General features: G+C 46.3%; 23 protein-coding genes. 8 read left to right on the top strand and 15 right to left on the bottom strand.

Annotated features, from left to right (window positions below):
- The 5 genes from IT291_00930 to IT291_00910 form a co-directional block, all read right to left on the bottom strand.
- On the bottom strand, nt 1-323 hold a 323-nt coding region (locus IT291_00930; protein ID MCC6219784.1), incomplete at its 3' end, for a hypothetical protein.
- A gap of 93 nt (nt 324-416) precedes the next feature.
- Complete coding sequence (locus IT291_00925) at nt 417-932, bottom strand: hypothetical protein (protein MCC6219783.1); 516 nt, start codon at nt 930-932, stop codon at nt 417-419.
- 95 nt (nt 933-1,027) lie between these two features.
- Nucleotides 1,028-1,816: an outer membrane lipoprotein chaperone LolA gene (gene lolA / locus IT291_00920; protein MCC6219782.1), complete on the bottom strand. Its 789-nt coding sequence runs from the start codon at nt 1,814-1,816 to the stop codon at nt 1,028-1,030.
- A 31-nt stretch (nt 1,817-1,847) separates the two neighbouring features.
- Nucleotides 1,848-4,529, bottom strand: coding sequence for a DNA translocase FtsK 4TM domain-containing protein (locus tag IT291_00915; protein ID MCC6219781.1), 2,682 nt, complete (start codon nt 4,527-4,529; stop codon nt 1,848-1,850).
- Nucleotides 4,530-4,567: 38 nt separating this feature from the next.
- Entirely contained in the window at nt 4,568-5,395 is an 828-nt protein-coding gene (locus IT291_00910; GenBank protein MCC6219780.1) for an undecaprenyl-diphosphate phosphatase, read from the bottom strand.
- A 274-nt stretch (nt 5,396-5,669) separates the two neighbouring features.
- On the opposite strand from IT291_00910, the gene IT291_00905 reads away from it, so the two are divergent.
- Nucleotides 5,670-6,038, top strand: coding sequence for a hypothetical protein (locus IT291_00905; protein MCC6219779.1), 369 nt, complete (start codon nt 5,670-5,672; stop codon nt 6,036-6,038).
- Between the two features lie 176 nt (nt 6,039-6,214).
- Here IT291_00905 and aspS read toward each other — a convergent pair whose 3' ends face one another.
- The 5 genes from aspS to IT291_00880 form a co-directional block, all read right to left on the bottom strand.
- Nucleotides 6,215-8,023: an aspartate--tRNA ligase gene (gene aspS / locus IT291_00900; GenBank protein MCC6219778.1), complete on the bottom strand. Its 1,809-nt coding sequence runs from the start codon at nt 8,021-8,023 to the stop codon at nt 6,215-6,217.
- A gap of 85 nt (nt 8,024-8,108) precedes the next feature.
- A complete protein-coding gene (locus tag IT291_00895; GenBank protein MCC6219777.1) occupies nt 8,109-8,918 on the bottom strand; it encodes a tetratricopeptide repeat protein in 810 nt (269 codons plus the stop codon).
- A 44-nt stretch (nt 8,919-8,962) separates the two neighbouring features.
- Nucleotides 8,963-10,213: an aminotransferase class I/II-fold pyridoxal phosphate-dependent enzyme gene (locus IT291_00890; GenBank protein MCC6219776.1), complete on the bottom strand. Its 1,251-nt coding sequence runs from the start codon at nt 10,211-10,213 to the stop codon at nt 8,963-8,965.
- The gene (gene lipA / locus IT291_00885; GenBank protein MCC6219775.1) at nt 10,210-11,067 is read right to left on the bottom strand and encodes a lipoyl synthase; all 858 of its coding nucleotides are present in this window, start codon (nt 11,065-11,067) and stop codon (nt 10,210-10,212) included. Before lipA ends, IT291_00890 begins: the two co-directional genes overlap by 4 nt.
- 2 nt (nt 11,068-11,069) lie before the next feature.
- A complete protein-coding gene (locus IT291_00880) occupies nt 11,070-11,885 on the bottom strand; it encodes an SCP2 sterol-binding domain-containing protein (GenBank protein ID MCC6219774.1) in 816 nt (271 codons plus the stop codon).
- Nucleotides 11,886-11,966: 81 nt separating this feature from the next.
- Here IT291_00880 and IT291_00875 point away from each other — a divergent pair, with 81 nt between their 5' ends.
- From IT291_00875 to IT291_00865, 3 genes are all read left to right on the top strand, one after another.
- Nucleotides 11,967-12,599 carry a dephospho-CoA kinase gene (locus IT291_00875; protein ID MCC6219773.1) on the top strand — a complete coding sequence of 211 codons (633 nt, stop codon included), beginning with the start codon at nt 11,967-11,969 and terminating at the stop codon, nt 12,597-12,599.
- 172 nt (nt 12,600-12,771) lie between these two features.
- On the top strand, nt 12,772-13,512 hold the full coding sequence (locus IT291_00870; protein MCC6219772.1) for a M48 family metalloprotease: 741 nt from the start codon (nt 12,772-12,774) through the stop codon (nt 13,510-13,512).
- Nucleotides 13,481-14,245: a response regulator gene (locus IT291_00865; GenBank protein ID MCC6219771.1), complete on the top strand. Its 765-nt coding sequence runs from the start codon at nt 13,481-13,483 to the stop codon at nt 14,243-14,245. Before IT291_00870 ends, IT291_00865 begins: the two co-directional genes overlap by 32 nt.
- A gap of 22 nt (nt 14,246-14,267) precedes the next feature.
- Here the strand turns inward: IT291_00865 and IT291_00860 are convergent, their stop codons facing one another.
- Entirely contained in the window at nt 14,268-15,434 is a 1,167-nt protein-coding gene (locus IT291_00860) for an AMIN domain-containing protein (protein MCC6219770.1), read from the bottom strand.
- A gap of 254 nt (nt 15,435-15,688) precedes the next feature.
- Here IT291_00860 and IT291_00855 point away from each other — a divergent pair, with 254 nt between their 5' ends.
- Both IT291_00855 and IT291_00850 read left to right on the top strand, forming a co-directional pair.
- Nucleotides 15,689-16,279 (top strand): hypothetical protein, encoded by a 591-nt coding sequence (locus IT291_00855; GenBank protein ID MCC6219769.1) that lies wholly within the window; start codon nt 15,689-15,691, stop codon nt 16,277-16,279.
- Between the two features lie 30 nt (nt 16,280-16,309).
- Nucleotides 16,310-17,695, top strand: a complete 1,386-nt coding sequence (locus IT291_00850) for a FliI/YscN family ATPase (GenBank protein ID MCC6219768.1) — start codon at nt 16,310-16,312, stop codon at nt 17,693-17,695.
- A gap of 26 nt (nt 17,696-17,721) precedes the next feature.
- On the opposite strand, the gene IT291_00845 is transcribed toward IT291_00850, so the two are convergent.
- The 4 genes from IT291_00845 to IT291_00830 all read right to left on the bottom strand — a co-directional run bounded on the left by IT291_00845 (nt 17,722) and on the right by IT291_00830 (nt 22,778).
- Nucleotides 17,722-18,789: a glycosyltransferase family 4 protein gene (locus IT291_00845; GenBank protein ID MCC6219767.1), complete on the bottom strand. Its 1,068-nt coding sequence runs from the start codon at nt 18,787-18,789 to the stop codon at nt 17,722-17,724.
- A gap of 1 nt (nt 18,790) precedes the next feature.
- Nucleotides 18,791-20,356, bottom strand: coding sequence for a methyltransferase domain-containing protein (locus tag IT291_00840; GenBank protein MCC6219766.1), 1,566 nt, complete (start codon nt 20,354-20,356; stop codon nt 18,791-18,793).
- A gap of 253 nt (nt 20,357-20,609) precedes the next feature.
- Complete coding sequence (locus IT291_00835) at nt 20,610-21,470, bottom strand: flagellin FliC (GenBank protein MCC6219765.1); 861 nt, start codon at nt 21,468-21,470, stop codon at nt 20,610-20,612.
- A 447-nt stretch (nt 21,471-21,917) separates the two neighbouring features.
- Nucleotides 21,918-22,778 carry a flagellin FliC gene (locus IT291_00830; protein MCC6219764.1) on the bottom strand — a complete coding sequence of 287 codons (861 nt, stop codon included), beginning with the start codon at nt 22,776-22,778 and terminating at the stop codon, nt 21,918-21,920.
- Nucleotides 22,779-23,213: 435 nt separating this feature from the next.
- Here IT291_00830 and IT291_00825 point away from each other — a divergent pair, with 435 nt between their 5' ends.
- A complete protein-coding gene (locus IT291_00825; protein MCC6219763.1) occupies nt 23,214-23,633 on the top strand; it encodes a hypothetical protein in 420 nt (139 codons plus the stop codon).
- Nucleotides 23,634-23,675: 42 nt separating this feature from the next.
- Nucleotides 23,676-25,769: a bifunctional 3-deoxy-7-phosphoheptulonate synthase/chorismate mutase gene (locus IT291_00820; protein ID MCC6219762.1), complete on the top strand. Its 2,094-nt coding sequence runs from the start codon at nt 23,676-23,678 to the stop codon at nt 25,767-25,769.
- The last annotated feature ends 261 nt before the right edge of the window (nt 25,770-26,030 follow it).

Here is a 26,030-nt window from a genome sequence, read left to right as displayed (position 1 = left end):
CCAATTGCAACCACTAGCAAGGAAGTTGCGGCCTTATAGTTACCCAAAGCCGCAGAAACCAACATTGAAATGCCAGCTACGACCATTATAAGCGCACCAAAATCGCCTTCCGTTAGGTAAAACAGCATGGCAACCATGCACTTGATGCTACTCGTATCAACCTTCTCTGCCATAGCTGGCGAGATGCTGCCTAAACCCAGTCCGAGAACAAAAAACCCGATAACGAACATGGAGGCGGCAAATAGCATATCTGCAATTCGCCTTATACCAGGCTTTGCGCGGAACCTAGTGACAAAGTGCGGTTTTTGCAATGCACACTTCATTAGATTAAAACCTCTAAAGTTACGTACTTTTGGAAATAAAAAACTCTAACTCTAAAGAGTTATGGATATTTAGTTTATAAATGTGACTTAAATTTAGGACTGATCTTGCCCAAAAGTCTTTTGAATCTTAGATAAAACGCGCTCTTTTTTTTCCAGAGACATATCCTTGTCTTCGCCCCACTGTTTCCACCAAGTAATATAGGGGTGATATGTTCTCTCCACACAACTCTTAGCAACCTTCCTGCCGCGACAAAAAAGTCGCTCGGCTAATGGGACATCTGGATTTGGTCGAGTACGAAAATCAGCATTTAAACTATAACGCTTGCCAAAAACATCCTGCGAAAAAAGCTCATTTTTAGCCTTAGCTACAGCCTGAGCTTTCTTATCCGCACGAACCGACATCTGCGAAAGCAACAACACAATTAGAAAAAACCCTAATAAAATCAACAAAGAAGGGCACCTGAGACGTTTAAATTGCCTATTAACGGACTCTAATAATTCGACTCTCCCCACTTCTAAACTCGGCCCATCCTCTACCACTTTGAGAACGACGCTAGGCTCTTTAAGTCTTAATTTAAGGCCAAAAAGCTTACCAAATCGTTTAATCATAAAAAAACTCTTTACCAGTCCGTAACGATGCTTATCTCAAATAGACTACTCTCCTGTTATTTGTAATACGGCCCAAGACGTATCATTTCTATGACCTACTTCCCTGCCCCTGGCGCACCGCCACCTAAATCATTTTCCACAATTGGCCTAACAACAGCAGGCTTAAGCGTAGAACGGTTATCGATAATATCCACGCCCATTGGAATCTCAAATTTAAAGCGCCCTTCATCGATTTTCTTGTTTACCGAAATATTTACTAGAGATATGGCAGTATCGTTACCCCCGATGTCCACCACGCGCGCACCGTAGGGCGTAAAATCTTTGCTGTCTACGAGCAGAAAAAACTCTTGCAAACTAGCATCTGCCTCCAGTGGCTGAAGTCCTAGCATCTGCCCCCTTTCTGTTGAGCAAGCTGATTTTAGGCGAAATTTTTCCTGCAAGCGGCCAAGACCCAACAAAAAAGAAACGGGAAGTTCTGACTTAAAAGAATTGATAAAATCGCCAATTGTGACCTGATTTTCGCCGGGTTGATAATACCAAAGCGTTTTGCCATCGGTAATAAATTTTTGTTTCTCCGGTTCCGCATACTGCCAATCCATTAAGCCCGGACTTTTAAAATACACTTTTCCACGACTGCTCTGCGACTGCTCGAAGCCTTTTAAATAAGAATTTTGCACAAAGTCTGCGATAACAGATGAAATGCTGGCATATCGCGTGTCGATATTTGCCAATAGATTTTGCTTTTCACTATCTGCAATTTCGTTCCTGCACTCAAAGGCTAACGGTTCCACAGCATTCGAGTAAGCAACCTTAAGGAATAAACACAAAACTAACGCAGGGACTAAAAACTTTAAACCAAACCTGGACTTCATTTTACTACTCATAAAATAATACTTCGCCTTCCGACCTTCCTCACTAAACTTTATCGCGGTCTCTATCGGGCATGTATACCTGCCGAGGTTTTGCCCCCTCGCCTGGCCCCACAATGCCCTCCTTCTCCATGACCTCCAAAATGCGCGCTGCGCGATTGTAGCCGATGCGAAATGCACGCTGAACCATGGAAGTCGAAGCCTGACCTCGCTCTACTACCAACTGCACGGCAGAATCGTAAAGTGGATCGTACTCGTTAAATACTTCGCCATCCAAACTAGAGCCCCCTTCTGAGTCCTCCATAGCTTTAAGCATAGAATCGATCTCAGGATCGTATTTTGGAGGCCCTTGTCGCCGCAAACTCTCGACGACTGCTTGCACTTCTTCGTCCGAAACAAAAGCCGAATGAAGCCGCTTTAAGCGCCCAGCCCCGGCAGACAAAAACAACATATCGCCGTTCCCTAGTAATTTATCCGCACCCGAGCAATCAAGTATCGTTCGAGAGTCAATTCTACTAACTACCTTAAAGGCAATTCGTGCTGGAAAATTGGCTTTTATTAAACCCGTAATGACATTCACGCTAGGTCGCTGCGTTGCGATTATGATGTGAATTCCCGCTGCGCGTGCCTTTTGCGCAAGCCTTGTAAGCAACTCTTCTATCTCCCGACCAACTGTTAGCATCAAATCTGCTAGCTCATCTATGACTATTACGATTTTTGGCATTTGGCCACTACTTGCAGCGCTTACAGCTTGTGTGTCGCCATCAACGCGCGCACCGCTACGCATTAGGCCAGCCTGCTCGACGTCAGTTGCTACGACATCCTTCTCTAAAAGTTCTATTACTACGGGCGATTTGGCAGTAGAAGATTCTTCTGCCTTCTTTAAATAAGACTCCACCATCAAGCGATTATAGCCAGCTAGATTCCTAACACCCAGTTCCTTCATAACTGCGTATCGTCGCTCCATTTCTTCAACCGCCCACCAAAGCACCCCACGCGCTCGCTTGGCATTTGTAACTACCGGAGCTTTTAAATGCGGTATATCGTCGTAAAGGCTGAGCTCTAACATCTTTGGATCAATTAAGATTAGCTGCAAAGTCTCGGGAGTATTTTTGTAAAGAAGACTTAACAAAAGGGAATTAATGCAAACCGACTTACCAGCGCCCGTAGCTCCAGCAATAAGCAAATGCGGCATTTTCGCCAAATCCCCCACAAACGGATCGCCAAAAGTGTCCTTTCCCAAGGCAAGGGCAAGGGACGAATGATTCTCCTGAAATTCGCCGCTAGCAAGAACATCCCTCAACCGCACCATCTCTCTATAAGAGTTCGGCACCTCTATCCCCACCGTTCCCGCGCCGGGCACAGGCGCATAGACCCGCACGCTAGCTACTTTTAGAGCTAAGGCAATATCGTCAGCTAGCGCAATGATGCGCTGCACCTTAACTCCAGCAGCGGGCACAAACTGATAAAGCGTAATTACTGGGCCAGGCTGCACCTCAACTACCTTTCCACCAATTCTAAAATCCCTAAGAGTTTTTTCCAAAAGATCCGAGTTCTTGATTAGCTCTTCGTCCCTGGGCACTTCGCCTTCATCCGACGAGGAGCTAACTAAAAGCTTAAGCGATGGAAGTTTGTATTCGCTAGCAGTACTTGGACTTTCGCTTTCCCTTGACGGCATAGCCGTCTTCTTTTTCCCAAAAACCCGAGAGCGCCTTTCCTTAGCCTCTTCCTTAGAACGAACAATTTTTCTTTCGCCACCTTCTACTTCATATGGAACGCCTAGCTCTAAATTCACATCTCTTAACTCTCGCTTTGACAACACCTCCCTCTCCTCGCCATTAAGAGTAAAATTTCGCTCACTCGCCTCATCGCTTTCATGCAACACATCTTTAGACTTGCTCACCCTGCCAGCCCCTGCGAATAGCTTACACAATACTCTAAACGGATAAAAAACCGCTCGAAAAAAAGAAAAAACTGTAGACCGAGTAGCCCTAATAACCAACTGCCCTACCTGGTAAATACCACCAAACAAACCTTTAACGATCGGAGCAAAAGTGTTCGCACCTGAACAACAAGCACGCCATAGGAAAGAAAAACTCACTCCAAAAAACTTCATGGCGGAAGACAGTAGTTTCTCCGCACCCAAACCAGTCGAAATGCCTAGAGACAACACAAAGCCAGCAAAACTAAGCAGCAGAGCTCCAGCTTGACTAAAATATTTGACGAGGTAATGGGCGATAAATCCTCCTAACACCCCACCCCCCTCTTCGCCCACAAGAACCGTAACAAAGGTTCCAGCCATACTGACCATCAGCATGGAACCAACTAGTGAAAATACAGTACTAAATAGCGAACCGGAAGTCTCTGGCCACCCAACTGCCCAAACGCGCCTGGACAAAAGAAATGCCCAAAGCACCAACAAGAAGGAACACCACCCGAGGGCATACACTAAAGCCGAAGCGATGACTTCCCCAATTTTTCCCATGAGGTTTCCCGCCACAACTTCTGACTCTATAGACGATCCCAGACCCCAAACCCCACCAAAAATATTCGATTGCGCGCAATGCGAATAAAGCGCTAGCCCCAAAAAAACCCCAAGAAACAACAATACAACCGCAACACTCTCTCTCCATATACCAATCGATGGCGGAGAGTCGTTCGCAGCATTGCGATCATTCACTCGCCTCCGTGGCAGCGTAACATTTCTCTTTCGTACAGATTCGCCCATAGCACAAAAAACCTAACTCTCTCCTCGCATTTCGATGCCTAAAATCTCAAAAATAAACTTAACAAAAGCGTATAAGCTGCAAAATATAAAAGATATGAGCGCCTGGTAAAGACGATTAGCCATTTCATAGCAAACCAGCCTGAAATACACGTAACGAGAAATCCAGCAAGGTAACTTACCAAAACGCTCTGAGTTAGTGATAAAAGATTGTTCGCCTCAAGTATTGTAGCACCCAATATAGCTGGGATGGACAAGAAGAAGGAATACCTAACAGCAGAGTCCGCTGACACCCCAAGCAATAAAGCCACGGCAATTGTTGAACCAGATCGAGAGATCCCAGGCAGTATTGCAAGTGCCTGGGCCATGCCGATAATGAAGGCTTGTAAAACTGACGGGAGCGTCCACCCATCGCTTTCCGTAAATTCTACAGTCTGGTTCTTATGTGCCGCTGCCCTCTGTCTAAAGTGAGCAGCAACGAGAAAGGCAGTTGTAACCAGCAAACCATTTGCAACTACCGACAATGATGAAAAATATGCTTCGATTTCCTCTTTAAAACATAAACCCACAACAGCTGCCGGCAAGCTGCCAATTACCACCAACAAGGCTAAGCTTTTCCCCCACGAACCACGTTCCCCAGCAGTCAATCCATAACGCAGAACGCGAACAATATCTGCACGCAAAAATATCAACGTAACTAACAATGTCGCTAAATGAAGAAACACATCAAAAGATAGTGGAATTTTAGGAGCACCTAATAAACCTTCGGACAAAAGCTGAAATACAACAAGATGCCCCGAGGAGCTCACCGGTAGAAACTCAGTTAACCCTTGAATCAGGCCTAACAAGATCGCTATAGATATTGGCATACGCTTAAATTTTCTCTACTACAAATACACTTAAAGCGGCAAAAAACTGTTGACTCTAGCCGCACTTTCTATATCTTTGACGTCTGGCATTTAGCCATGTATCCGAAAGGCATACTGGCTTTAGCTCGGTTAATGCTTTCACTAAACTAGGCTAAGATGTATTCTCATGTTTCTCAAGTGAGAGCTATACATTTTGACCAAGTGTAAATAAAATGTAATTTTAGGAAATAAACGAAAAGAAAACGGCGTTTTCAATTTGGGGTAAACAGTTATTATGGCAAGCACGCACGCAAAACTCGACGAAGCTTTAAGCAATCTAATCGAAGCATACGCGGAGCTCGAAGAAGAAATAGATCAACGGTTTGGGGATGATGAAGACGCATTTGAGCACAAGATAATCGAGGTGCTAGAAACGTCCATAGAAACGGCCCTTGAAAACCAGGATGCTAGCACGAACCTCTTTGCAACTATCGTGTCTGCACTTTCCGAAGCGCTTGAGCAAATGGATCCAACTGCCTTCGACGAAGAAGAGGAAGATAGTATTGACTACTCTTTCGAAGAAGACGAGATCGACTACGACGATGAAGACGGAGACGACGAAGAGGAAGACGACTCGGGAGATATTGACGACGACGAAGAGTAGAGTTTCTTAAAAACTGGCAAATGCCTCCAAAATTGGGGCCATTCAAAATTGAGGTCATTGGCCAGAATTGCCGCCGAATTCAGGCGATTCGATTGGATCGGCGACCGGGTGACAGGCACGGGCGGGTACAATTGCGGACGCAATTGCCAGTGGTTAATGAGTAGCTACTGTATTTCTTACTTCTGTTCGCGAACGCGATCGGCAAGCTTCAATCCAAGTTCTTCAAGTTGAGCTTCATTTGCTGGACTAGGCGCATCCACCATTAAATCTACGCCGCTTGCCGTCTTAGGGAAGGCAATAACGTCGCGGATAGAAGTTGCCCCAGAAATTAGCATTATTAGGCGATCTAATCCCAAAGCTATTCCACCATGAGGTGGCGCACCAAATGTAAAGGCATTTAACAGAAAACCAAATTTTGCCTCAGCTTCGCTGGGCGTAATTCCAAGAAGCTCAAAAACTCTCGATTGCACATCGCGATCGTGAATGCGGATACTACCACCTCCGATTTCTTGGCCATTTAGCACTAGGTCATAGGCCCTTGCCTTAAGCTTATGCGGCGCACTACGAAAATTCTCCCGATCGTTCTCGCTAACCAGCAATGGCGAGGTAAACGGATGATGCACAGCTAAATAGCGCTTCGTCTCCTCCTCGTATTCAAACAACGGAAATTCGGTAACCCATGTAAAACTAAGTTGGCTCTCGTCCTCGATTAGACCGCGCGTTTTAGCCAAATGCACCCTTAAAGCCCCCAAAGCTGCACTCACTTGTCTAAAGCTTCCCGCCGCAATTAGAATTGCGTCTCCATCGCGAACTTCAAACAAATCGCCAACGCGCTGAAACATTCCTTCGTCTAAGAATTTAGCAATAGGCGAAGTGAATTTTCCAGACTCGCACTTTATCCAACTAAGTCCTTTTACTCCGTAAGTCGCGACAAAGTTCGCCAACTCATCTAGTTCTTTGCGCGATAGCTCCGCTCCCGCCTCCAGGCAAATTCCCTTCACAACACCACCTGCCTCAACTATGTCTCGAAAAACGCGAAAATCCGCTTCTTTAAACACGCTACTTAAATCGACTAGCTCCATTCCAAAACGCATATCCGGCGCATCGACGCCAAAGCGATCCATGGCGTCGTCGTAAGACAACCTCATAAATGGCACTTCTAAAGAGACGCCACTAGCAGCATCCCAAATTGCCACGACCAAACCCTCAATTAAACCCATTATAATTTCTTCATCCACAAATGAAAGCTCTAAATCTATCTGGGTAAACTCTGGCTGCCTATTAGCGCGAAAATCTTCATCTCTAAAACAGCGCACTATCTGATAGTACCGATCCATACCCGCACACATCAGTATCTGCTTAAAGAGCTGTGGAGACTGAGGAAGCGCATAAAACTGCCCGTGACTAAAGCGGCAGGGCACCAAAAAATCCCTGGCACCTTCAGGAGTGGTTTTCGTCAATATTGGCGTCTCTATTTCGCAAAAGCCCAAATCGTCCAGATATTCCCGCGCCGCCCTACACACTCTATGCCTGATCCTAAGAATTTTTTGCATTTGCGGCCGCCTAATATCGAGAAATCTATAGCGCAACCTAACATCCTCACTCGCATCGATGTCATCCTGTATAGGGAACGGAACCGGCTCCGACATGGATAAGATAGTTAACTCGGTCGCTTCGAGCTCGATCTCTCCGGTCATTATAGCAGTATTGCGAGCACCTTCTGGCCGCATGCGAATTACACCGCTAACCGATATAACGTACTCCGAACGCAAGCTCTGAGCTAACTCAAAGACCTTGCCCTTATCTGGCTGAAAAACGACTTGAGTACAGCCAGTATAGTCGCCCAAATCTACAAATATAACACCACCATGGTCTCTCCTACGACGCACCCAGCCATTTAGCACAACCCGCGCACCCACCTGCGACGCATTGGCATGATTACACTTCTGTGTCCTAATGTTAAACTTGACCTCGTGCTTGCTCATTTTCTCCTAAGCGACAAACATTTCTTTTCCCACTACCAACCTGCATCTAGCGCCATCTGCGATTCTAACGGCTAAGCGATCTCCCCTAAGTATTACTCAAGCGAAAAAAATTCTTGGACGCGCTCTCTAAGTTGGGATCCAAATCCATTGCTCTTCTAAACTCTCTCAAGGCGTTATCCTTTTCGCCCTTTAGTTCTAGCAATACTCCCATATTGTTGTGCGCAACAGCGTTATCTGGATTACTAGCAAGAACGGTCTGTAAAATTGTTCCGGCGCGTTCCACATCGCCATCCTTTAGCACCACACCACCTAGATGGGCATAAACTTCGGGAGATTTTTTGCCCTTCTCTATTGCCGTCTCATAACTAACCATAGCTTCCTTATTGCGCCCCAGTCTATCCAAAACAACTCCCAAACTAAAATAACTCTCAGCATCGTCTGGATTCTGTTGAATGGCAGCTCTTAAAACATCTTCCGCTTTCTCGAAATCCTCTGACGACACATACGCAAGCGCTAATCCCTGAGTAGCCTTAGTCGACGAAGGCTCTAATTTGAGAGCATCCTCATAAATTTCGCGAGCGCGAGAAAACTCTTTTTTTTGCACATAGGCATTTGCAAGCCCAATTAAAAAATCACCTTCCTTACGGCCCTTAATAGCTACGTCAAACTCCTTAATTGCCTCATCTACTTGATTTGCCTTAGCTAAATTGAGCCCAAGATTGTAATGGGCTTCGCTTAACCCACTGCAGAGTTCGATAGCATCCCTATAATGCTTCGCCTCTTCTGGTGAACCATCGGCCAACTCAACTCCCTTTTTTACTAAACCCGCAGCAGCAGCACAATCAGCCGCATGCGCATAGCCTACATGTAACGATATCAAAAATATTATAAACACAGGCCCGCGCCACCCTCTTCTTAAACAGCCTGACGACTCCTTTGTCATTTGCCTCCAAAAACCCTTCCGATTTCTGACACTGCCCTCCTAATTCTGTCCTCACTCGCAACCAGCGCAAAGCGAACGAAATTATCCGATGCAGCCGAGAAACCTACCCCCGGGCAGACCGCCACTCTTGCATCGCTTAACAATCTCTCGCTAAAACTCCTGCTACCCGCTTCTGTCGCCCACTTAGTAGGAATAGGAGCCCAAACAAAAGTGCTACCTAACGGCCTTGTAACTTCCCATCCAATACTGTTCAAGTTATCGACGAGCACATCTCGCCTATGCCCATATTCACTCACGACTTCAGCGACATGCCTATCGGTTTCCTCTTTCAAAACCTCTATAGCAGCAATCTGCAAGGGCTGAAAGATTCCGAAATCGAGATAACTTTTTACCTTCTTCAGAGCGCCAACTAGCTCGCAGTTCCCAACGCAAAATCCCACTCGCCATCCCGTTAAACCATATCCCTTAGAAAGAGAATAAAACTCGACCGCTACTTCACTAGCGCCTTTAACCTGCATAATGCTAGGCGCTTTATAGCCATCAAAACAAATATCTGCATAGGCAAAATCGTGAATAACGTAAAGCGAATTACGAACGGCAAAATCCACCAACCTTTCAAAAAACTCCACAGTAGCAACAGTGCCTGTTGGATTATGAGGAAAGTTTAGCAGTATGAACTTAGGCCGTGGCCAGGTTTTTTCAAATGCAGAAGCTAAGGAGGCGAAAAAAGCGTCGCTATCGCCCGACATTACAAGTGGCTTGCCTTTTGCCCCATCTGCTAAATCTGCCCCAAGTAGGAACGGCACCTCGATGATATTACCCCCAGCGAGCAAAACGCTAGCTGCATGAATGGGATAACTAGGCGTAAGGACAATTGCAGTGTCGCCTTCAATGAGCAAGGCCATTAGCATGTGTCCAATGCCCTCTTTTATGCCCATGGTAACTACCACTTCTCGGTCGGCGTCTAATGCGACTCCAAAACGCCTATCATACCAACTTACTACCGACCATCTCAATTTGGCGATTCCTTGAGAGGACGAGTATCTGTGATTGTGTGGCAATAGTGTGGCCTGAATTAGCTTATCAAGAGCACGTGCCGGGAGTTTAGTAGATGGGTTCATTTGGCTTAAATCGACGACATCAATGCCCTCGATTCTCGCCTGCATCACTTTTTCCGCTATGGTCCCCAACACATATGGAGGAAAACGATTGGCACGAAATGCATGTTCCTCACAAGAAAAGGTCATGAGTTAAACATCTCACCGGCATTATAACTACTCCTAACTAGGGGACCCACTGAATAGCTCTTGAATCCCATATCGCGCGCGTGGTTCTCATAGGATGAAAACTGGCTTTCACTCAAGTATTCTACTACCGGCAAGTGGCTCTTGCTGGGCTGAAGATATTGTCCGGCAGTGAAGCAATCGACATCTATATCTCTACAATCTCGCATAAGGCAAACTACCTCATCCTCGACCTCTCCGAGACCTAACATAATACCTGTCTTAGTTATCAGCCCGGAATCAATTTCCTTTGCCGTGCTGAGAAGCCAAAGCGAGCGCTGATATGAGGCTTGAGGCCTAACGGTTCTGTACAGGCGACTAACGGTTTCCATGTTGTGGTTGAGAACATCTGGTTTTGCTCTCACCACCATTGCAAGCGCGTCGACATTGCCGTGAAAATCGGGAACCAACACTTCCACTTTGGGTTTGCTTGAGAGACTCCGCAAAGCCTCTATCGCCTTACAAAAAGCTAAGGCACCACCGTCTTTTAAATCATCGCGCGTTACCGACGTAACAACTACATGCTTTAGCGCAAGCTCTTCTGCCGCCGCTGCCACTCGCCTAGCTTCCCCCTCAAAATCGTCGAGCCCCGCGATTGGCCTACCAGTTTTAATAGCGCAAAAACCACAAGCCCGCGTGCAGACGCTTCCTAGAATCATGAAAGTCGCAATGCGACGCGAGAAGCAATGCACTAAATTGGGGCACCGGGCTTCTTCGCATACTGTAGCTAAACTATTTTTACGGAGTAGCGATTTAACTTGGCGCGAGCGGCTATTGCTCCCCGGCGGGCGACGATACGTCTCTGGCAAGCGCTCCATTGCTACTCCTTATACGGATACAAGAAGCTCTGAAAGGTGACTGCCTTCTTGAAATCCCCGGAAACCCTTATCTTGCGCGCCAAAATGGCAATCTGTGGATTGATCCTGCCATTTACGAGATGCAAAAAATCCCGCTCGTTCATGCTTAATGACGAGTTGGCATTTTCCCAACCCTTTACAACTTCGATATCATCTCCAATTTTTACCGTCCATGACTCGTTGTTGTGGTTTCTAATTTCCACCCTATAACTGCCACGCAGCCCCTCTCTCTCTTCTAATTCAAGCAAATCAAAGCGATATAAAAGCTCAGTATGAAAAAAATCTTTCGCGCTCTTTACCTTCGATGACCATGGAAGCGGTTTATCCCTGCTCTCCCGAGCAGTTTGCTCGATTAGCCGGCCATCTCTTAAATCATAGGCACCCCCCAAAGGATCGTAAGACGCTTCCGGCAGAAGCTCCTCGTCTCTAATAATAGCCTCATCGTCATCCTCATCCTCATCATCGTCGGCATCATCACCAGCAGCTTCAACAGGCGTCTCTACTTGACTCTTTCGCGCACCTTCCTCGACCGCCTGTCCACCAGAGACCAACCCCTCGTCCCCAGTTTCCTCCTCCGATAAGGCATCACCTGGCTTATCTACCTGTGAAGCCATTCCGGCCTCTTCTTCTCTTTCCATTTCAGCTCCTGAAAAATCAGCAGTGTCCTCAGTTGACAATTCCGATGGCGTATTACGAGAATCCTCTATCGCCTGGCTCTCGGCCTCCCTATCAGCAGCCGTGTCCTTATTTAAATATTTTAGCAATTTTCTTGTTATCATAGCTTAAACCCTAGTGAGTTAATCTATCCTAATAATAAGCACAAATGCAATCTAGTCTAAAACCTGCTACAGATTAAAACTATGACACTACCTGGCTATGAAGACATCGTGGCGCTAACTGGCATGATTGGGACGGGAAAATCGACCGTATGCAGCATCTTAGAGGAATTAGGTGCTCGTGTCGTTAGCGCGGACGAATTAGCGCGAGAAGTGGTAAAACCCGGCTCAGAAGGTTGGCAAAAAGTCGTTAACGAGTTTGGAAGTAATATTCTAGACGAGAACGGCCACTTAAATCGCAACAATCTGGGCGAGATCGTCTTTAGCTGCCCAGCCAAAAGAAAAAAACTAGAAGCAATCACGCATCCTTTAGTCGGAAAACTTGCTCTGGCAAAATTTAAGGAAGCCAGAAGGACTTTCCCCCCGTTAATTATTTACGAGTGTCCTCTCTTGTTTGAGGCCGGACTCGATAAGGAGAATTTCAGGAAAATAGTGCTTATCACGGCCGACGAGAAACTTTGCCTAGAAAGAGCTGCGAAGCGAAGCAAGCTATCTCCCGAAGCGGTGAAAAAACGTCTTTCATCCCAGCTTCCTCTAAGAGAAAAAATCGGCGGCGCAGACATAGTGCTCGACAACTCTGGCTCCCTTAAAGAACTCCGAGAAAAGGTAATAATCCTTTTTAAAGAGCTCTGTGCCGACAGGCGCGAAATTACCTAACCTATTAACCTTACACGCAATTTGCGTTACCGCACTCACGAACACTTATGTACTCGTCAATAATTTCCGATATATATTATTAAGCAATACGTCCTATATTAAATCGCCACATCCACTGATGGAGTCTAAAAAGACAGGTGGAAAGTGATACTCGATTATTATCTAAGGTAACGTGAAGAGAATTTCGTCGATAGCTCTGTTTATAAGGCTTCTGTTTGCGATCGCTATGCTATTTCCCATATCGAGCTCGGCTTCAGAAACAGCAAGGAGACAGCCGGCAAAGCACAAGAAGCATTTTGTTCACAACTCATACCGACATATATTCGGCGTTCTACAAAAACTCTATCCGAACTCGAGTCTAGTTTTTTCTTGCCGGCAGAAAGGCTCGTCTCCTACAGCGGAGATTGTCCTTAACATCATGACTTCAAGCAATTCGCCGATTTGCAAAGAGCCTCTCGAGATCCTCGTATCAGATAGCTTGACAGCTAACGCCATGGCCTTTCGCGCCAATGCGCTAGAACGAGAACCGGCGCGAATCGTAATCTCAAAAGGCCTAATGTCACTCCTCCACAGCGAATCAGAACTCGCATTTGTTTTAGCACATGAAATCGCTCACATTAGAAGAGAGCACTTCTCGCCAGATCTACCGCTTGCAATGTTGACCCCAAAGCAACTCGAACGCATCAACAAAACTCACGATGACTGGGAGCATATTGCCGACAAAGAAGCATTACGCCTGCTAGAAAGCCGAGTCTTCGACCCATTTTCCTCTACGCGCTTATTGAGGCGCATCGTTAATACAATCGCATTGCCGCATAAAGACAACACTCCATATAGAGCACCAATAAATAGGCGAATAGCAGAACTGGAGCGCCACTTATATGGGCAATTGTTGCGCCAAAATGCCCGTTGACATTATGGATAACGAACTCAACTCCTGCCCCACACCAACTGACAATTACCATGCCGCTAAACTTTACCGAGCAGCCGAGTTGCTCGTAGAATTTAACCGTAGATGCGCGCTGTTAATAGAAGACAATGCAGCCCATGCTTTAGTAATCCGGCGCACATTAAGTGCTCACCACTGGGATGTTCGGCATTTTACTCGAGCAAGTGCCGCCATCGAGGCTTTTAACCTAAACCCTCATAGCATTATCTTATTAGACCTATCACTGCCTGATGGCCATGGTCTGAATCTCTTGACTCGACTAAAGGCGATTAATGATAAGACATGCGCAGTGGTGGTGACATCCGCCAACGAAGTGCGCACTAGCGTGGATGCCATGCGGCTAGGCGCAGTGGATTATGTCGTTAAAGCTGATGTTGAAGAGACAAAGCAACAAATAATCGCAGCCCTAGAGCGAGCATGGTTAAACCGAGTAAAAAAGGCTGAGGCGGAATTAGTAGAAGAGTCACACTTATTAGAGACCACAAGAGCAAAGCATTCGGAAGCAATCGCCCTACTAGCTACAAATGCCTATCGAGAAATAAGCCCACCTCTAATTAACATCGAGAAGCTCGCTCGCGCGCTAAGGAAACAAGATATCACCAGTAGCGATGACGTCGCTCAGCAGGAACTAATTGGCACATTGCTGGAAGCGATCGAACAAACAAAAGCCGCAGTCGAAAAGCTTAGATTTCCTTAATGCACAACAAAATAACAACTTGCTATTCCGCAACCCTAATTCGCAACTCATCCTTAGTGCGGAAGGGAGTAAGTCGAATGCCTTCATAGACATAAATGTCCATTTCAACCTTGCCACCCTCTTGCTTTGCCACGACAACCTCCATTCCCGCAAAATTGTCAGGCGGAAATTGCGGCAACTCGAGGTGATGTCCAGCCAAGGCAGCGTTTTCGATTAGTAGGCGATAGAGTCCACTGTCTTTCTTTAGAAGGGAAAACTGGTTTAAATTATTAACCTTCATAACTAAAGAACTACTAGTATCTTGGGAAGCCTTTTCAAAATTTATGGCAGTCACCAAACTCTTGCCGGGATCAGTCTCGGTGGGCTTCGATTTGAGCGAGGCTATCTCGAGTTTTTCACCCTCTTCCACCTTCTTAGTCTCATCATCCGCTACTGCTGTTGTTGAACGCTCCGGCAGCTCGGCTTTAGAAACTATTACTGGCGACTTAGACTTAGAAACTATAATTTTTTCTACCTCTTCGACCTTAACGATAGCATTTTCCTTGATCGGCTTTTCTTCAGTAACTTCTTTGGGAGCATCCGCCTTAACACTGAGTTTAGCCACTTCGGGTTCTGGCTTTACTATTTCCTCCTCCTTCGGCGCTTCCTTCTTCTCCGGCTCCTTCTTCGGCGGCACTTCACTTGTAGGATTTGAAGAAAGCGATGCAGCAAATGAAGACTTCTCTTCCTTGCCCTCGCTAGCATGCAATTGCCCGCCAAAATTAAAACTTATCTCTACGCCTCCAGAATCGAAAGGAGCAACCAAAAACTCTGGCGTCTTATCACCAGCAATGTCGACTACCAACCTGATTTTATCGGAATGTATTCCTAAACGAACTTGTTGAAGCAAATCGTGATTGACCCTAACTGCAGTCGAAGTATCCGCCTTAAATTTAGAAACATCGATAACCAGGCGCACTGGTTTTTCGAGAACAAAAGCAGTAGTGAGATCCTTTAGCGGTGTCGACAAATCAGAAGGCAACACTCTCAATCGAAATATTTTAGCAGAATCCCCTATTCCCGAAACATCCTCGCTCAGTTGAATTTTTAAACCCGCACTTTCAAACCCGGCTAGCTGTTGGGCGCTCGAGTGCGATATAAGGCCGAACAAAACAGCCACAACAATAAAGGTTCCGAGAAAGCTACGCATTAACAAAAACCTTGCTCTATAATGAAAATTTCTATAGCCACACATTTCTTACAAAAATCCAATATTACTTTAAATTAAGCGGCTATTCTATACCTAAACACGATAGAAAGCTAGTGCGAGAGGTGTATAAAAGAACCTCGGGACAAGACTTGTAAGTGCTTGGATTTTCGGCACAAAACATTTTCAATCTAAATAGAAAGCAATTTGCGACATTTTTTTGAACAAAGCGTATCGCGCTTGCCGATAACGTCTGCATGAAAGAAACAAACATTTACAAAGAAAATAGTTTTGGCACTAAAGCTGTTATCCCTAAGGCTCTCGAGCTAGCACGGGAGATACTTAGATGCGCGCAAGCCCAAGCAGAGGACATTGTTAGCCAGGCGACGATGGAAGCTCAAGTGGCAATTGACGATGCCTACGCTGCGGGGCTCGAAAAGGCGAATACCGAAATAGTCCGCAAGTTATCTGAAATTGAGCAAATGCGCATCACAGCTATGGAAGAATGCAAGCTGCAAATCAGAGAGGCGGTGTGCACCATAGCCGAGCACGTCGTGGGCGAACACTTGTGCGTAAGTCCGCAGAGCATACTTAGCCGGATAGAAAGAGTGATAGACGAGCTGCGTCTAACTTCAGGCATAAACTTGGTCGTTAATCCGCTTGACGCCGTTTTCGTCAAGGAACAAATGGCGCAGCTATATAATGGACGCCCCTCTACTCTGACAGTGGCACTTTTAGAGGATGACTCGATACAGCAAGGCGATGCGCGCATAGAGACTGAATCCTATGCTGTAACTTGCAGCATTTCACGTCATTTAGCGGCAATTCGCTCAGTTAGCGTACAATGAGCAAGAACTCACAGCGGGAGAACTGACAAAATGGAAACTGGAAACGCGCTAAATCTCAATATGACGCCTTGGCTACGGTGCCAATTAAATATCAAACCCTGGGAGATTTCAGGACGAGTTGAATCAATAACTGGCTCGAGCATTAGAGCGCGCATAGGAAATGTCGCTCTTGGCGAAATGGTTCACATCCTAACTTCTCGCGTAGAGGCAGGAGCCAACGAATCCCTAGAAAGCACACAAAAGTCGGTGCGAGCATTTGTTTCTGCGACTACCAATGACACGGCCATGCTAAGCACCTTGGAAAACGCAAATGGGATAAAGCCAGGCGATGCGGTAATTTCACGCCGCGAGTCCTTGAGCATATCAGCCAGTCCAGCACTCCTTGGCTCCGTCGTAGACAGCCTGGGCAATGCAACATATCGGCATAGCAACATAGGAGATTCCCCGCGATTTTACCACTGCAAGAATGCCATGCTGCCGATTTCAAACTCACCGACCGATGCAATGTCACGCAAATCGATTCGAGAGCGCTTTGTAACCGGCATACGCGCCATAGATGCCTTTATACCGATTGGACAAGGACAACGCTTAGCGGTATTTGCAGAACCTGGCGTGGGAAAGTCCACACTAGCGGCGATGATCGCTAAAAACTCGTCGGCGGACGTAAATGTCATAGCTCTAATCGGCGAGCGCGGCCGCGAAGTTCGAGAACTTCTACTCGACACCTTAGAGCCAGAAACATTTCGGCGAACCGTTGCTGTAGTCTCTACTAGCGACGAATCAGCCATATCGCGCGTAAATGCGGCACTCGTCGCCACTACCATAGCCGAGTATTTTTCCAATTACGGCTTTAACGTCCTTTTGCAAATAGACTCCCTAACCAGACTGTTTCGCGCATATCGGGAGGTGGGCTTGGCAGCCGGCGAGGTTCCAGTAAGGCGCGGCTATCCGCCTTCAGTCTTTGCCGCACTGCCACGTCTAATCGAACGAGCTGGGCCTGGACGCATTGGTTCTATTACGGCGCTCTATACCGTTCTCCTCTCTTCCGACATGGATGAAGACCCAATGGTAGAGGAGGTAAAAAGCCTGACGGATGGTCACATAGTCCTCACTAGGCAGCTAGCCGAGCAAGGACATTATCCTGCAATCGACGTGCTAGGCTCTATATCTCGGTTGCAAAACAAACTCTTAAGTGACGAGTTGCTTCAAATAACATCGACATTGCGAAGAACTCTTGCCATTGCCAAAAGAGACCGCGATTTAGCGATGTTTGGAGAAAACATAGATCCAGAACTGTCCCGTATATTAGAAATGGCTGAAAGGATTAACAAAACGCTGCGACAAGCTACGAATGACGTGGTGACTCTTGAGGACACAGAACATTCAATGCGCGAACTACTTACCTCTCATCATTGATGACAAGCAGCACTCTTTGCAAGTGCTTAGACAATTGTCGATGTAAGCTGCTCAATTATATCGTCCCAAGACGCTTGTAAGGCAAAGCTACGAGCGCCATTACATAGCCGATTATATAGCTCCTTATCCTGCCACAGTCTATTAATGCCAACTGCTATTGATTCCTCGGTGGGCTCGACCACCAATCCGTTTTCTTCATGTGAAACGAAGCCGAGCACCCCGCCGCTATCGCAGGCAGTTATGACCGGCTTTCCGCTGGCCAAAGATTCGAGTGTAACAAAACCATAATCTTCATCATAAGGCGCATAATAGATTGCATACGCTCTCGAATAGAGGCTTAACAACTCCTCATCCGACACTCTTCCCATTAACTGAACCCTCTCCCATAGATGGTGTCTATCGATTTCACTTTTAAGATAAGCGTCAATAGAAGGCTCATCCGAGGTACCCACAATTATTGCCTTTAACTGACTATCAATTTGCGGCAATGCCTTAATTAGCTTATCCACACGCTTAATACTACAAATCCTACCCACTGATAGTATGTAGTTGTCTGCATTGTCCGAACGGTAACGATCCCCTAGTGGCAATGGTGGCATCATGGTTGTAGAATCGAGACTGAGGTATCGCTTTACTCTTTCGCCTACGTTGTCAGAAATTGCAAAGATGCGTTGACACTCGCGCAAAGCTGCCAAATCCGCCTCAATAAGCATCCGGCGCAGGTTCTCATCGTGCGGGTCAGCCGAAAAATCCCCAAAATAAGAGCCATAAAGATCGTAGAGTTGGCGATGTTGGTGAACGAGCCACACCACCTTGTTGGGATGATTGATTAAATAGGATGGAAACTTGGTCGATATAACGAGATCGACCTTCCTGCCTGCAAACGCCCCTAATTGCAAGCTACGCCAAAGAAACAACTGGTCCAGAAGAAGCTCTTTCGGCTGCGCTGAAAACGGAAGCGACACTACATCGACGCAAAAGTCGCGCTTAACTAGCTCGCGCTTAAGTCCATCCACCAACACCTCGGCACCACCACGAGTAAACGGCACCTGAACCGCCGTGATGAGAACATTAGCGCGTCGCGATCCTTTCATTTCAGGAAACTGCTTTTGCCGGAATCTCAACGCTCGCTAGATCCCTTGAGGGTGACGATGCCGAAGTCGCCGCTCCCAACACCTTGGAGGATGACAAACTGCGAACAGAATGCACTCTTGATACGACACAGTAAGCGCAGTGCCCAAAAAGCAAGGAATTTAGCTTTTCAACATTGCCATTTAAAACACTTAAAAGCGTCTTCCAGCGAGCTGGAAGGGCATCCACGATCTCAACGGTCTTAAGTCTCATCGCGTCCTCTACTGGAACCTCCATTACTACTTCCTCAGTGACCATTCCGTTTAACTCCATTAACCGCCTTAGCGTGTTGGGATGAATGGGCGAAATCTTACGAATTGAGTTGGTCAGGCAACTAACAAAAGTAATCAGTGAAAGCGGATTAACCGTTTCGATAATAACGAGCCCCCCGGGCTTTACCTTCTTCGAAATAAGCTTCAATAGATCCAATAATCGGCAGGAATCGAAGTGCTCTATCCAATAACTCGAAAAAATTCCCCCAATTGAACCATCGGGTAAACTTGAAAGATAACTAAGAGGTTCGTCCATTACGACCTCCAAACCTTTACTGACACAAACTTCTACCAGTCGCTTACGCGTTTCAACTCCAAATGCTGGAACGTTTAAATTTCTAAGTATCTCCAAGAAGTCGCCTCGACCACAACCGAGATTACAAATCGCACCATCCGCCCCGGCAAAAAGTTGCGCGTAGCCTTTCAATCGCTCCTCATCTGACTTTTCGACCAACTCAAAAGTCGACGCAACTGCTAAGCTATCATTGTCATACCCATTATCATTCCCGAGCACACCGCCGTTTCGAGAAAGTAAATCCATGCCGATCGCATCTAAATTACCACCTCTAACACCTATCTCTCCCAGATGCTGAAAACTACCTATTGACGAAGACTCTGGATGCAAAATGGTAGACAAGTTAAGAGTTTTTACGAGCTCCGCAAGTTCGCCAATATCCTTTTGTATTTTACTCGCTACCTCAACTAATATGTCCCTATCCGTTTCTAAGCCGTCAATCTTTGTCAATAACTCGTTTTCTATGCGAGCCAATGTACTTCTAGCCTCGTCGTACACTCTATCGCTTCTTTCGATTAGACCGGCAACGTCGCAATCTATTTTCTCAATCACTTGGGAAAAAATCTCCGCATCGCGGGTATCCACATAACGCGCGGATTCGTTAAGAAAGCGTACTAAATGCATGTTAAACTTGCGTTCTCTTTCAAAATAATCCTTTAAGATATAATTCCAAATCGCATCGATTAAGAAACGCTTTATGCGAACGATTAGCGGACCAAGTAGCTTTCGATGCGACGTTACTGCCGCTGTAGAAGTCCAATGCTGCCAATTGGCATTTAAGTAGTTTAATTCCTCGGAATACAGCAAAGGCGATACCGCTGACCTGCCAACCTTTTTAATTGGCACATTTCTGTTCACGGCATCAAATGATGTAGAATCGTGAAGTAGCCGTTCTCTCACTTCACCGCGAATGCGAGCCATTATAGCTTCAACATCTGGCTGCGGGCTCTTTTTGTCTTCCATGCTTGGTTTTGCTAACGCTTTAATCTGTTTTAGAGCAGTATCTGTGGCGCGCTTATCCGAGATACTAATCTCGAGAATTTTAGGATATCGAGCAAGCTCATTCTTCAGCAGATACAGATTTGCTGGAGTTTACCTGAGTTCGCTAGTGTTTTCAATTGGAAAAGAGCCAGGGGTTAGAAAACGGTGGTGTGGAGTAGCTCGAGAGAGCTACTCCACACCCAGTCCATTTTTTGCAGCTAACTATTTACTATTATTATCCTAATAGCGTCAGTGCGAGTGCTGGCTGTTGATTAGCCTGAGCAAGAACAGCGGCACCAGCTTGCTGTAGAATGTTTAGACGTGTTAACTCAGCTGCCTCTCCAGCAACGTCCACGTCCCTAATCTGGCTTTCTGCTGACGCGAAGTTCTCCCTGGCTACCTGCAAGTTGTTTATCGTCACGTTTAATCTACTTTCTGTTGCACCCAAGGTTCCTCGGTTGCTCGTAAGTGAGCTAATGGCAACTTTTACGGCACTTAGTGCACTTTGTGCGGCAGTCTGTGCTGCTGCTGTAGTCCCCGCATTAATCGAATAGGCTAATGCCTCACCTCCAGATGTGGCTAGCCCCAATGCGGCCAAAGTTCCGTCAACTCCGGAAAAGCCGATTCGCGAGGTAGCTCGCTCGTCTAGTCCTATCTGCAGAAGCACCTGCGCTCCTCCGCTCAATAACTCGATACCGTTAAAGGTTGTGGTTACGGCTATTCTTTGAACTTCTGACCCTAACGCTAAAAACTCGCTTGCAAGTGCGGAACGCTGGACCACTGAAAGTGTACCGTTAGCGGATTGCTCTGCAAGTTCTGCCATTCGCGTCAATACGTCGCCGATTTCTCTTAGCGCACCATCTGCGATAGAGATTAGCGAAATTCCGTCGTTAGCGTTTCTTATCGCAACACCAGCGATGCGTTGATCAGCGCGCAGCGAATCTGCGATTGCAAGTCCGGCAGCGTCGTCCGATGCACGAACAATTCGCAAACCGGACGAGAGTTTTTGATAACTCCGTTGCAAGCTGTCAGTTGAATTTCCCAAGCGCCGCTGAGCATTGATGGACGCAATGTTAGTGTTAATAGTGAGAGCCATGACGTATATCCTCCTTGAACATTGTTGTTATGTCTGTGTTCGTGTCCTAAATATTGCTCCCCTATCGGAACAATATGCAGAGATGAGCACTGATAACATTGTGCTTAGCGTACACTCACCTCCGACCTTTTTACTGCGGAATACTTTTACTGCTACTGCTAGAATTTACAGCATTACGACATGCGCCAAGTGTTATTGTTCTTGGCTCGTATGGGTGGAATCGACTGGTAGTAGACGAAACATTAGCAAAAAAAGGAGTGCGTTTGCGCGCACTCCTGAAAAGACCCGAATATCTTTATCGAAACACAGCTTATTGCTTCTCGCTTTTATGTGTAGTCAAATCCTTTTTAACTACAGCTTGCAGTGGGATTGATGGTGTAGAGCTAGCCGAAGAGTCCACGTGACTACGGCTAGCTCTCGCACTTTTGTTAGACTATAACGCTATAACTATCCAAGAAGCGCTAAAGCCAATCCGGGTTGCTGGTTAGCTTGAGCAAGAACAGCAGCACCAGCTTGTTGCAATATGTTTAGTCGAGTTAGATTTGCTGCTTCGAAGGCCACGTCCACGTCTCGGATCTGGCTTTCTGCTGCGGCAAAATTTTCTCGGGACACTTGCAAGTTATTGATGGCCACATTGAGCCTACTCTCCGCTGAACCCAGTGTTCCGCGGCTAGAGGTCAGTGAGCCAATTGCTGCTTTTATGGCGCTTAAGGCTGTTCGAGATGCACCTTCAGCCAGAGCCGTTGTAGTTGCATTTATCGAGAAGTTAAGTGTACTACTACCGCTGCTCGCTAATCCCAGTGACGCAAGAGTACCGCTTACCCCAGAAAGAGAAATCTGGGACGTGGTCTGCTCGTCTAGACCAACCTGTAGCGTTACTGCTGCTCCACCCGATAGCAAGTCGATGCCGTTAAAGCTCGTCGTTAGCGCAATTCGCTCAACTTCCGAACCGAGTGCAGCAAATTCGCTCGCAAGAGCGGATCGCTGGTTTGTTGACAAAGTGCCGTTAGCCGATTGCTCAGCTAGTTCGGCCATACGAACCAAAACGTTGCCTATCTCAGCCAGTGCGCCGTCAGCTATCGAAACAAGAGAAACGCCATCATTAGCATTGCGGATTGCCACGCTCGCTATCCTTTGATCTGCTCGGAGTGAGTCCGCAATGGACAATCCGGCAGCGTCATCGGAAGCGCGAACGATTCGCAAACCTGATGATAGTCGCTCAAATGATTTAGATAACCCGCTTGTCGATTGCTGTAAGCGACGCTGCGCGTTAAGAGAAGCAATATTAGTATTAATGGTTATAGCCATAGCTTTCCTCCATGAAAGTTAGGCCTATTGGTTCGAGCTAATCTCTTAGCTCGTAGCTTTACTGCTATCCGCTCCTAAATCCATTAGGCGCGGCACACAACAGGACAACATTTACTACGTTAATAACAACACAATACCGACACTAAAATACTAGAGTCTGGCACTGTAAAAATACTATCGTCTCGGATTAGAGCCTCCTTGAGACTTTTTTTAAAAAAGCCGCTTTACTTTGAGGCCCGCAGCACAGTGCCAAGTCAAGACCGTTAACCCTTCAGATTTGCTTCCTTTTTTTACCCTCGGAGGCTATGGGAAACTTTAATAAGTTTATACTAACGCAATCAAAAACGGAGAAAAAACTTTACTGCATGTAGAATTGATATATAGTTTTCAGAGGTTTACTCTAATTTCACACTTCCCCCTGGGCTAACATAATAAATGACTCTAATAATCTCTAAATCTTCTATTTATAATTTTTTGGATGAGCGGATTGGCCGAGCGCTCTCTCATCGCTTTACAAGTCACGCAAGTTTTACGCTTGAGGAAGCAAATAAGGTTGGTGACTTAAACCACAGGCTTTTTCCCGAAAATATCCATCTAAGCGAGGATTCAATTGAACAGTTTCGAGCTATCTCTCGGCTTTCGCGATGCGGTCTCGAAAGCATGTCGGGATTCACTTCGCATAGGCCACTGTTGGGACCTGTTATAGTATTTGTAAAGAGAATCTGCTGGCCCTTTATCTTTGCCCAAATTAAGCGCCCGTTTTTAAGTCTCGAAGATTTTAACATGCTGTTAATCGAGACACTGGCAAAACAGCAGGTCGAGCTTGAGCATGTAAAGAAAGTGAGCCATAATTAAAGCCTGTTAAGTTACGTTAACAATGTTAATTGATTGAACCTTATGAAAAACGAACCATGCATTTCCGACAAGAATTTAGCTTCATTAGATTCTGTTCGCGAAGATATAAACAAGCTAGATGAACAGCTCTTAGAGCTTTTGGTAAAGCGGCGAGGACTTAGTGCTGAAATTATAGCTCAGAAAGATAAAGGGAGTGCGGAAGTTCGCGATCTAGTTCGCGAACAAAAACTGCTTAGAGATCGCATCCGTTACGGGAAGGAACATGGCCTAGACGCCCATTACGTGACTCGCTTATTCCACGAAATATTAGATGATTCTATTAGAAGCCAGCACAATTATTTAATGGCTAAAGAAGTCGACCAAAGTGCCCAACGAAAGCGCGTTGCCTATCACGGCATTGCAGGATCTTACTGTCACCTAGCTTCGGAACAATATTTTGAAGGAAAACAGATTCCTGCAATTTACGCAGGATATCCATCATTTTCAAAAGTAATTGAGGCCGTAAAGAGCGATGAGGTCGACTATGCCTTAATTCCAGTGCAAAACACTACAAGGGGCTCGATAAACGAGGTGGTTGATCTCTTGTTAAATAGCCGCCTTTATATAGTAGGGGAGGAAAAATACAGGGTCGATCATTGCTTACTTGGCTTACCGGATTCTAATCTCGCTGATATCAAGAAGGTTTGCTGTAGCCACTTGGCATTTTTAGATTGTAGACACTTTCTACGGACTTTTTGCGAGCACATTGAATACCACGAGGATTCCGCCATAGCAGCTAATTACATCCACGAGCTAGGAGATAAAACATGCGCAGCGATTGCTAGCGAACGAGCGGCTGAGATTTATGGCTTGCAGGTACTTAAACGTGGCATTTGTTCCCACAAGGACAATTTCGTGAGATCTCTACTGGTTTCAAAGACACAAGCTCATTATGATTTGCGCGTCCCTTGCAAAACTTCCATATTGTTTGCTACGCCCAACCATTCGGGAGCTCTGGTCGAAGCATTGGTAGTTTTCAGAGATCGCGGCATTAATCTTACAAAGCTAGAGTCGCATCCGATAGCCGGGAATCCTTGGGAAGAGATGTTTTACCTAGACTTCGAGGGCAACCTTCAGGATCCAACAATTGATTCGGCTATCAAGGAGCTTACTCGCTGTACGAGATTTTTGCGCGTAATGGGTTCCTACCCTTCGATCGATATTGCTCGAGTGACACCGGATTTTTGTAGAGAAGACAATGAGTCAACTGCAATCAGTGGACGCTCTGCGGCGTCTGCAAATACCGCTAACGTCGACTCGCTAGCAGCAGACAAAATCGTTACGACCGAACAGTCAAAACCTAAGAAAAAGCGCAGCTATCGCCTAGTAAGTCGGGATCATCGTGCCGAAGATTTAATAATTAACGTGAGTGGCGTAAAAATTGGAGGAAATGGCTTTGTCGTGATGGCAGGTCCATGCTCGGTCGAATCGCAGCAGCAAATAATGCAGTGTGCGCGACATGCTAGCGAGTGTGGCGCTAAAATCTTGCGCGGTGGGTGTTTTAAGCCAAGAACTTCTCCTTATTCTTTTCAAGGGTTAGGATTCGAAGGTCTTGAGCTGCTAAAAGCCGCCGGAGAGGCTTATGGATTGCCAATAATTACAGAGGTAATGGCGCCAGAAGATGTGGAGGGGGTCGCCAAGAAAAGCGATATGCTACAAATAGGCGCACGAAACATGCAGAACTTCACCCTATTAAAAGCCGTCGGAGCAACACCTTTGCCCGTTTTGTTAAAGCGCGGAATGAGTTCCTCGATAGACGATTTGCTAAATGCCGCTGAGTATATATTGGCCCATGGGAACCATGAGGTAATTCTCTGTGAAAGAGGCATTCGCACATTCGAAACGGCAACTCGTGCAACTTTAGATCTTAGTGCAGTGCCTGTGCTTAAGCGAGAGACGTACTTGCCGGTTATCGTCGACCCTTCGCATGCGGCCGGGGAGCGCGACCTTGTCCCGCCACTAGCTATAGCATCCAAGGCGATCGGAGCGCATGGAATTATTGTAGAATTTCATCCCGAACCCGAGAAAGCCCTAAGTGATGGCGAGCAGGCTTTGCGATTTAAGCAGTTCGAGGCTCTTATGCACGAACTGCTATAGCTTACTTGTCGTGAGGCACTTTGTTATGGTTCCAGGTAATTATTTTTCGCTAATAATTAAGGTAGGTTACAGAGTTCTCTAAAGCCAAGCCGACTAATTGCCGATAATTTCACAGATAAACAGCATACTGCAATTAGGCGTTTTTTCGCTTGATTTCATTTGGTTTGATTCTCAAGCTGACGGCTATTGGAATCTTAAGGAGCTAGGTTTGTGGCTAAGATAGAGGAAATTTACGCTCCTTTAGAGCGTTCGCGGGTGGGT

Source organism: Deltaproteobacteria bacterium, from assembly GCA_020845775.1.
GTDB lineage: Bacteria > Bdellovibrionota_C > UBA2361 > SZUA-149 > JADLFC01 > JADLFC01.
Note: the sequence above shows the minus strand (reverse complement) of the source record. Positions and strands in the feature narration are given on the sequence as shown.

What these genes read in the sequence shown, in the direction of transcription:
- IT291_00890 (MCC6219776.1), bottom strand. Translation starts at nt 10,213, where the DNA reads ATGACCTTTTCTTGTGAGGAACATGCATTTCGTGCCAATCGTTTTCCT.
- IT291_00925 (MCC6219783.1), bottom strand. Translation starts at nt 932, where the DNA reads ATGATTAAACGATTTGGTAAGCTTTTTGGCCTTAAATTAAGACTTAAA.
- IT291_00850 (MCC6219768.1), top strand. Translation starts at nt 16,310, where the DNA reads ATGGAAACTGGAAACGCGCTAAATCTCAATATGACGCCTTGGCTACGG.
- IT291_00910 (MCC6219780.1), bottom strand. Translation starts at nt 5,395, where the DNA reads ATGCCAATATCTATAGCGATCTTGTTAGGCCTGATTCAAGGGTTAACT.
- IT291_00875 (MCC6219773.1), top strand. Translation starts at nt 11,967, where the DNA reads ATGACACTACCTGGCTATGAAGACATCGTGGCGCTAACTGGCATGATT.
- IT291_00905 (MCC6219779.1), top strand. Translation starts at nt 5,670, where the DNA reads ATGGCAAGCACGCACGCAAAACTCGACGAAGCTTTAAGCAATCTAATC.
- IT291_00845 (MCC6219767.1), bottom strand. Translation starts at nt 18,789, where the DNA reads ATGAAAGGATCGCGACGCGCTAATGTTCTCATCACGGCGGTTCAGGTG.
- IT291_00915 (MCC6219781.1), bottom strand. Translation starts at nt 4,529, where the DNA reads ATGGGCGAATCTGTACGAAAGAGAAATGTTACGCTGCCACGGAGGCGA.
- lolA (MCC6219782.1), bottom strand. Translation starts at nt 1,816, where the DNA reads ATGAGTAGTAAAATGAAGTCCAGGTTTGGTTTAAAGTTTTTAGTCCCT.
- IT291_00840 (MCC6219766.1), bottom strand. Translation starts at nt 20,356, where the DNA reads ATGGAAGACAAAAAGAGCCCGCAGCCAGATGTTGAAGCTATAATGGCT.
- IT291_00855 (MCC6219769.1), top strand. Translation starts at nt 15,689, where the DNA reads ATGAAAGAAACAAACATTTACAAAGAAAATAGTTTTGGCACTAAAGCT.
- aspS (MCC6219778.1), bottom strand. Translation starts at nt 8,023, where the DNA reads ATGAGCAAGCACGAGGTCAAGTTTAACATTAGGACACAGAAGTGTAAT.
- IT291_00830 (MCC6219764.1), bottom strand. Translation starts at nt 22,778, where the DNA reads ATGGCTATAACCATTAATACTAATATTGCTTCTCTTAACGCGCAGCGT.
- IT291_00820 (MCC6219762.1), top strand. Translation starts at nt 23,676, where the DNA reads ATGAAAAACGAACCATGCATTTCCGACAAGAATTTAGCTTCATTAGAT.
- IT291_00880 (MCC6219774.1), bottom strand. Translation starts at nt 11,885, where the DNA reads ATGATAACAAGAAAATTGCTAAAATATTTAAATAAGGACACGGCTGCT.
- IT291_00825 (MCC6219763.1), top strand. Translation starts at nt 23,214, where the DNA reads ATGACTCTAATAATCTCTAAATCTTCTATTTATAATTTTTTGGATGAG.
- IT291_00835 (MCC6219765.1), bottom strand. Translation starts at nt 21,470, where the DNA reads ATGGCTCTCACTATTAACACTAACATTGCGTCCATCAATGCTCAGCGG.
- lipA (MCC6219775.1), bottom strand. Translation starts at nt 11,067, where the DNA reads ATGGAGCGCTTGCCAGAGACGTATCGTCGCCCGCCGGGGAGCAATAGC.
- IT291_00860 (MCC6219770.1), bottom strand. Translation starts at nt 15,434, where the DNA reads ATGCGTAGCTTTCTCGGAACCTTTATTGTTGTGGCTGTTTTGTTCGGC.
- IT291_00865 (MCC6219771.1), top strand. Translation starts at nt 13,481, where the DNA reads ATGGGCAATTGTTGCGCCAAAATGCCCGTTGACATTATGGATAACGAA.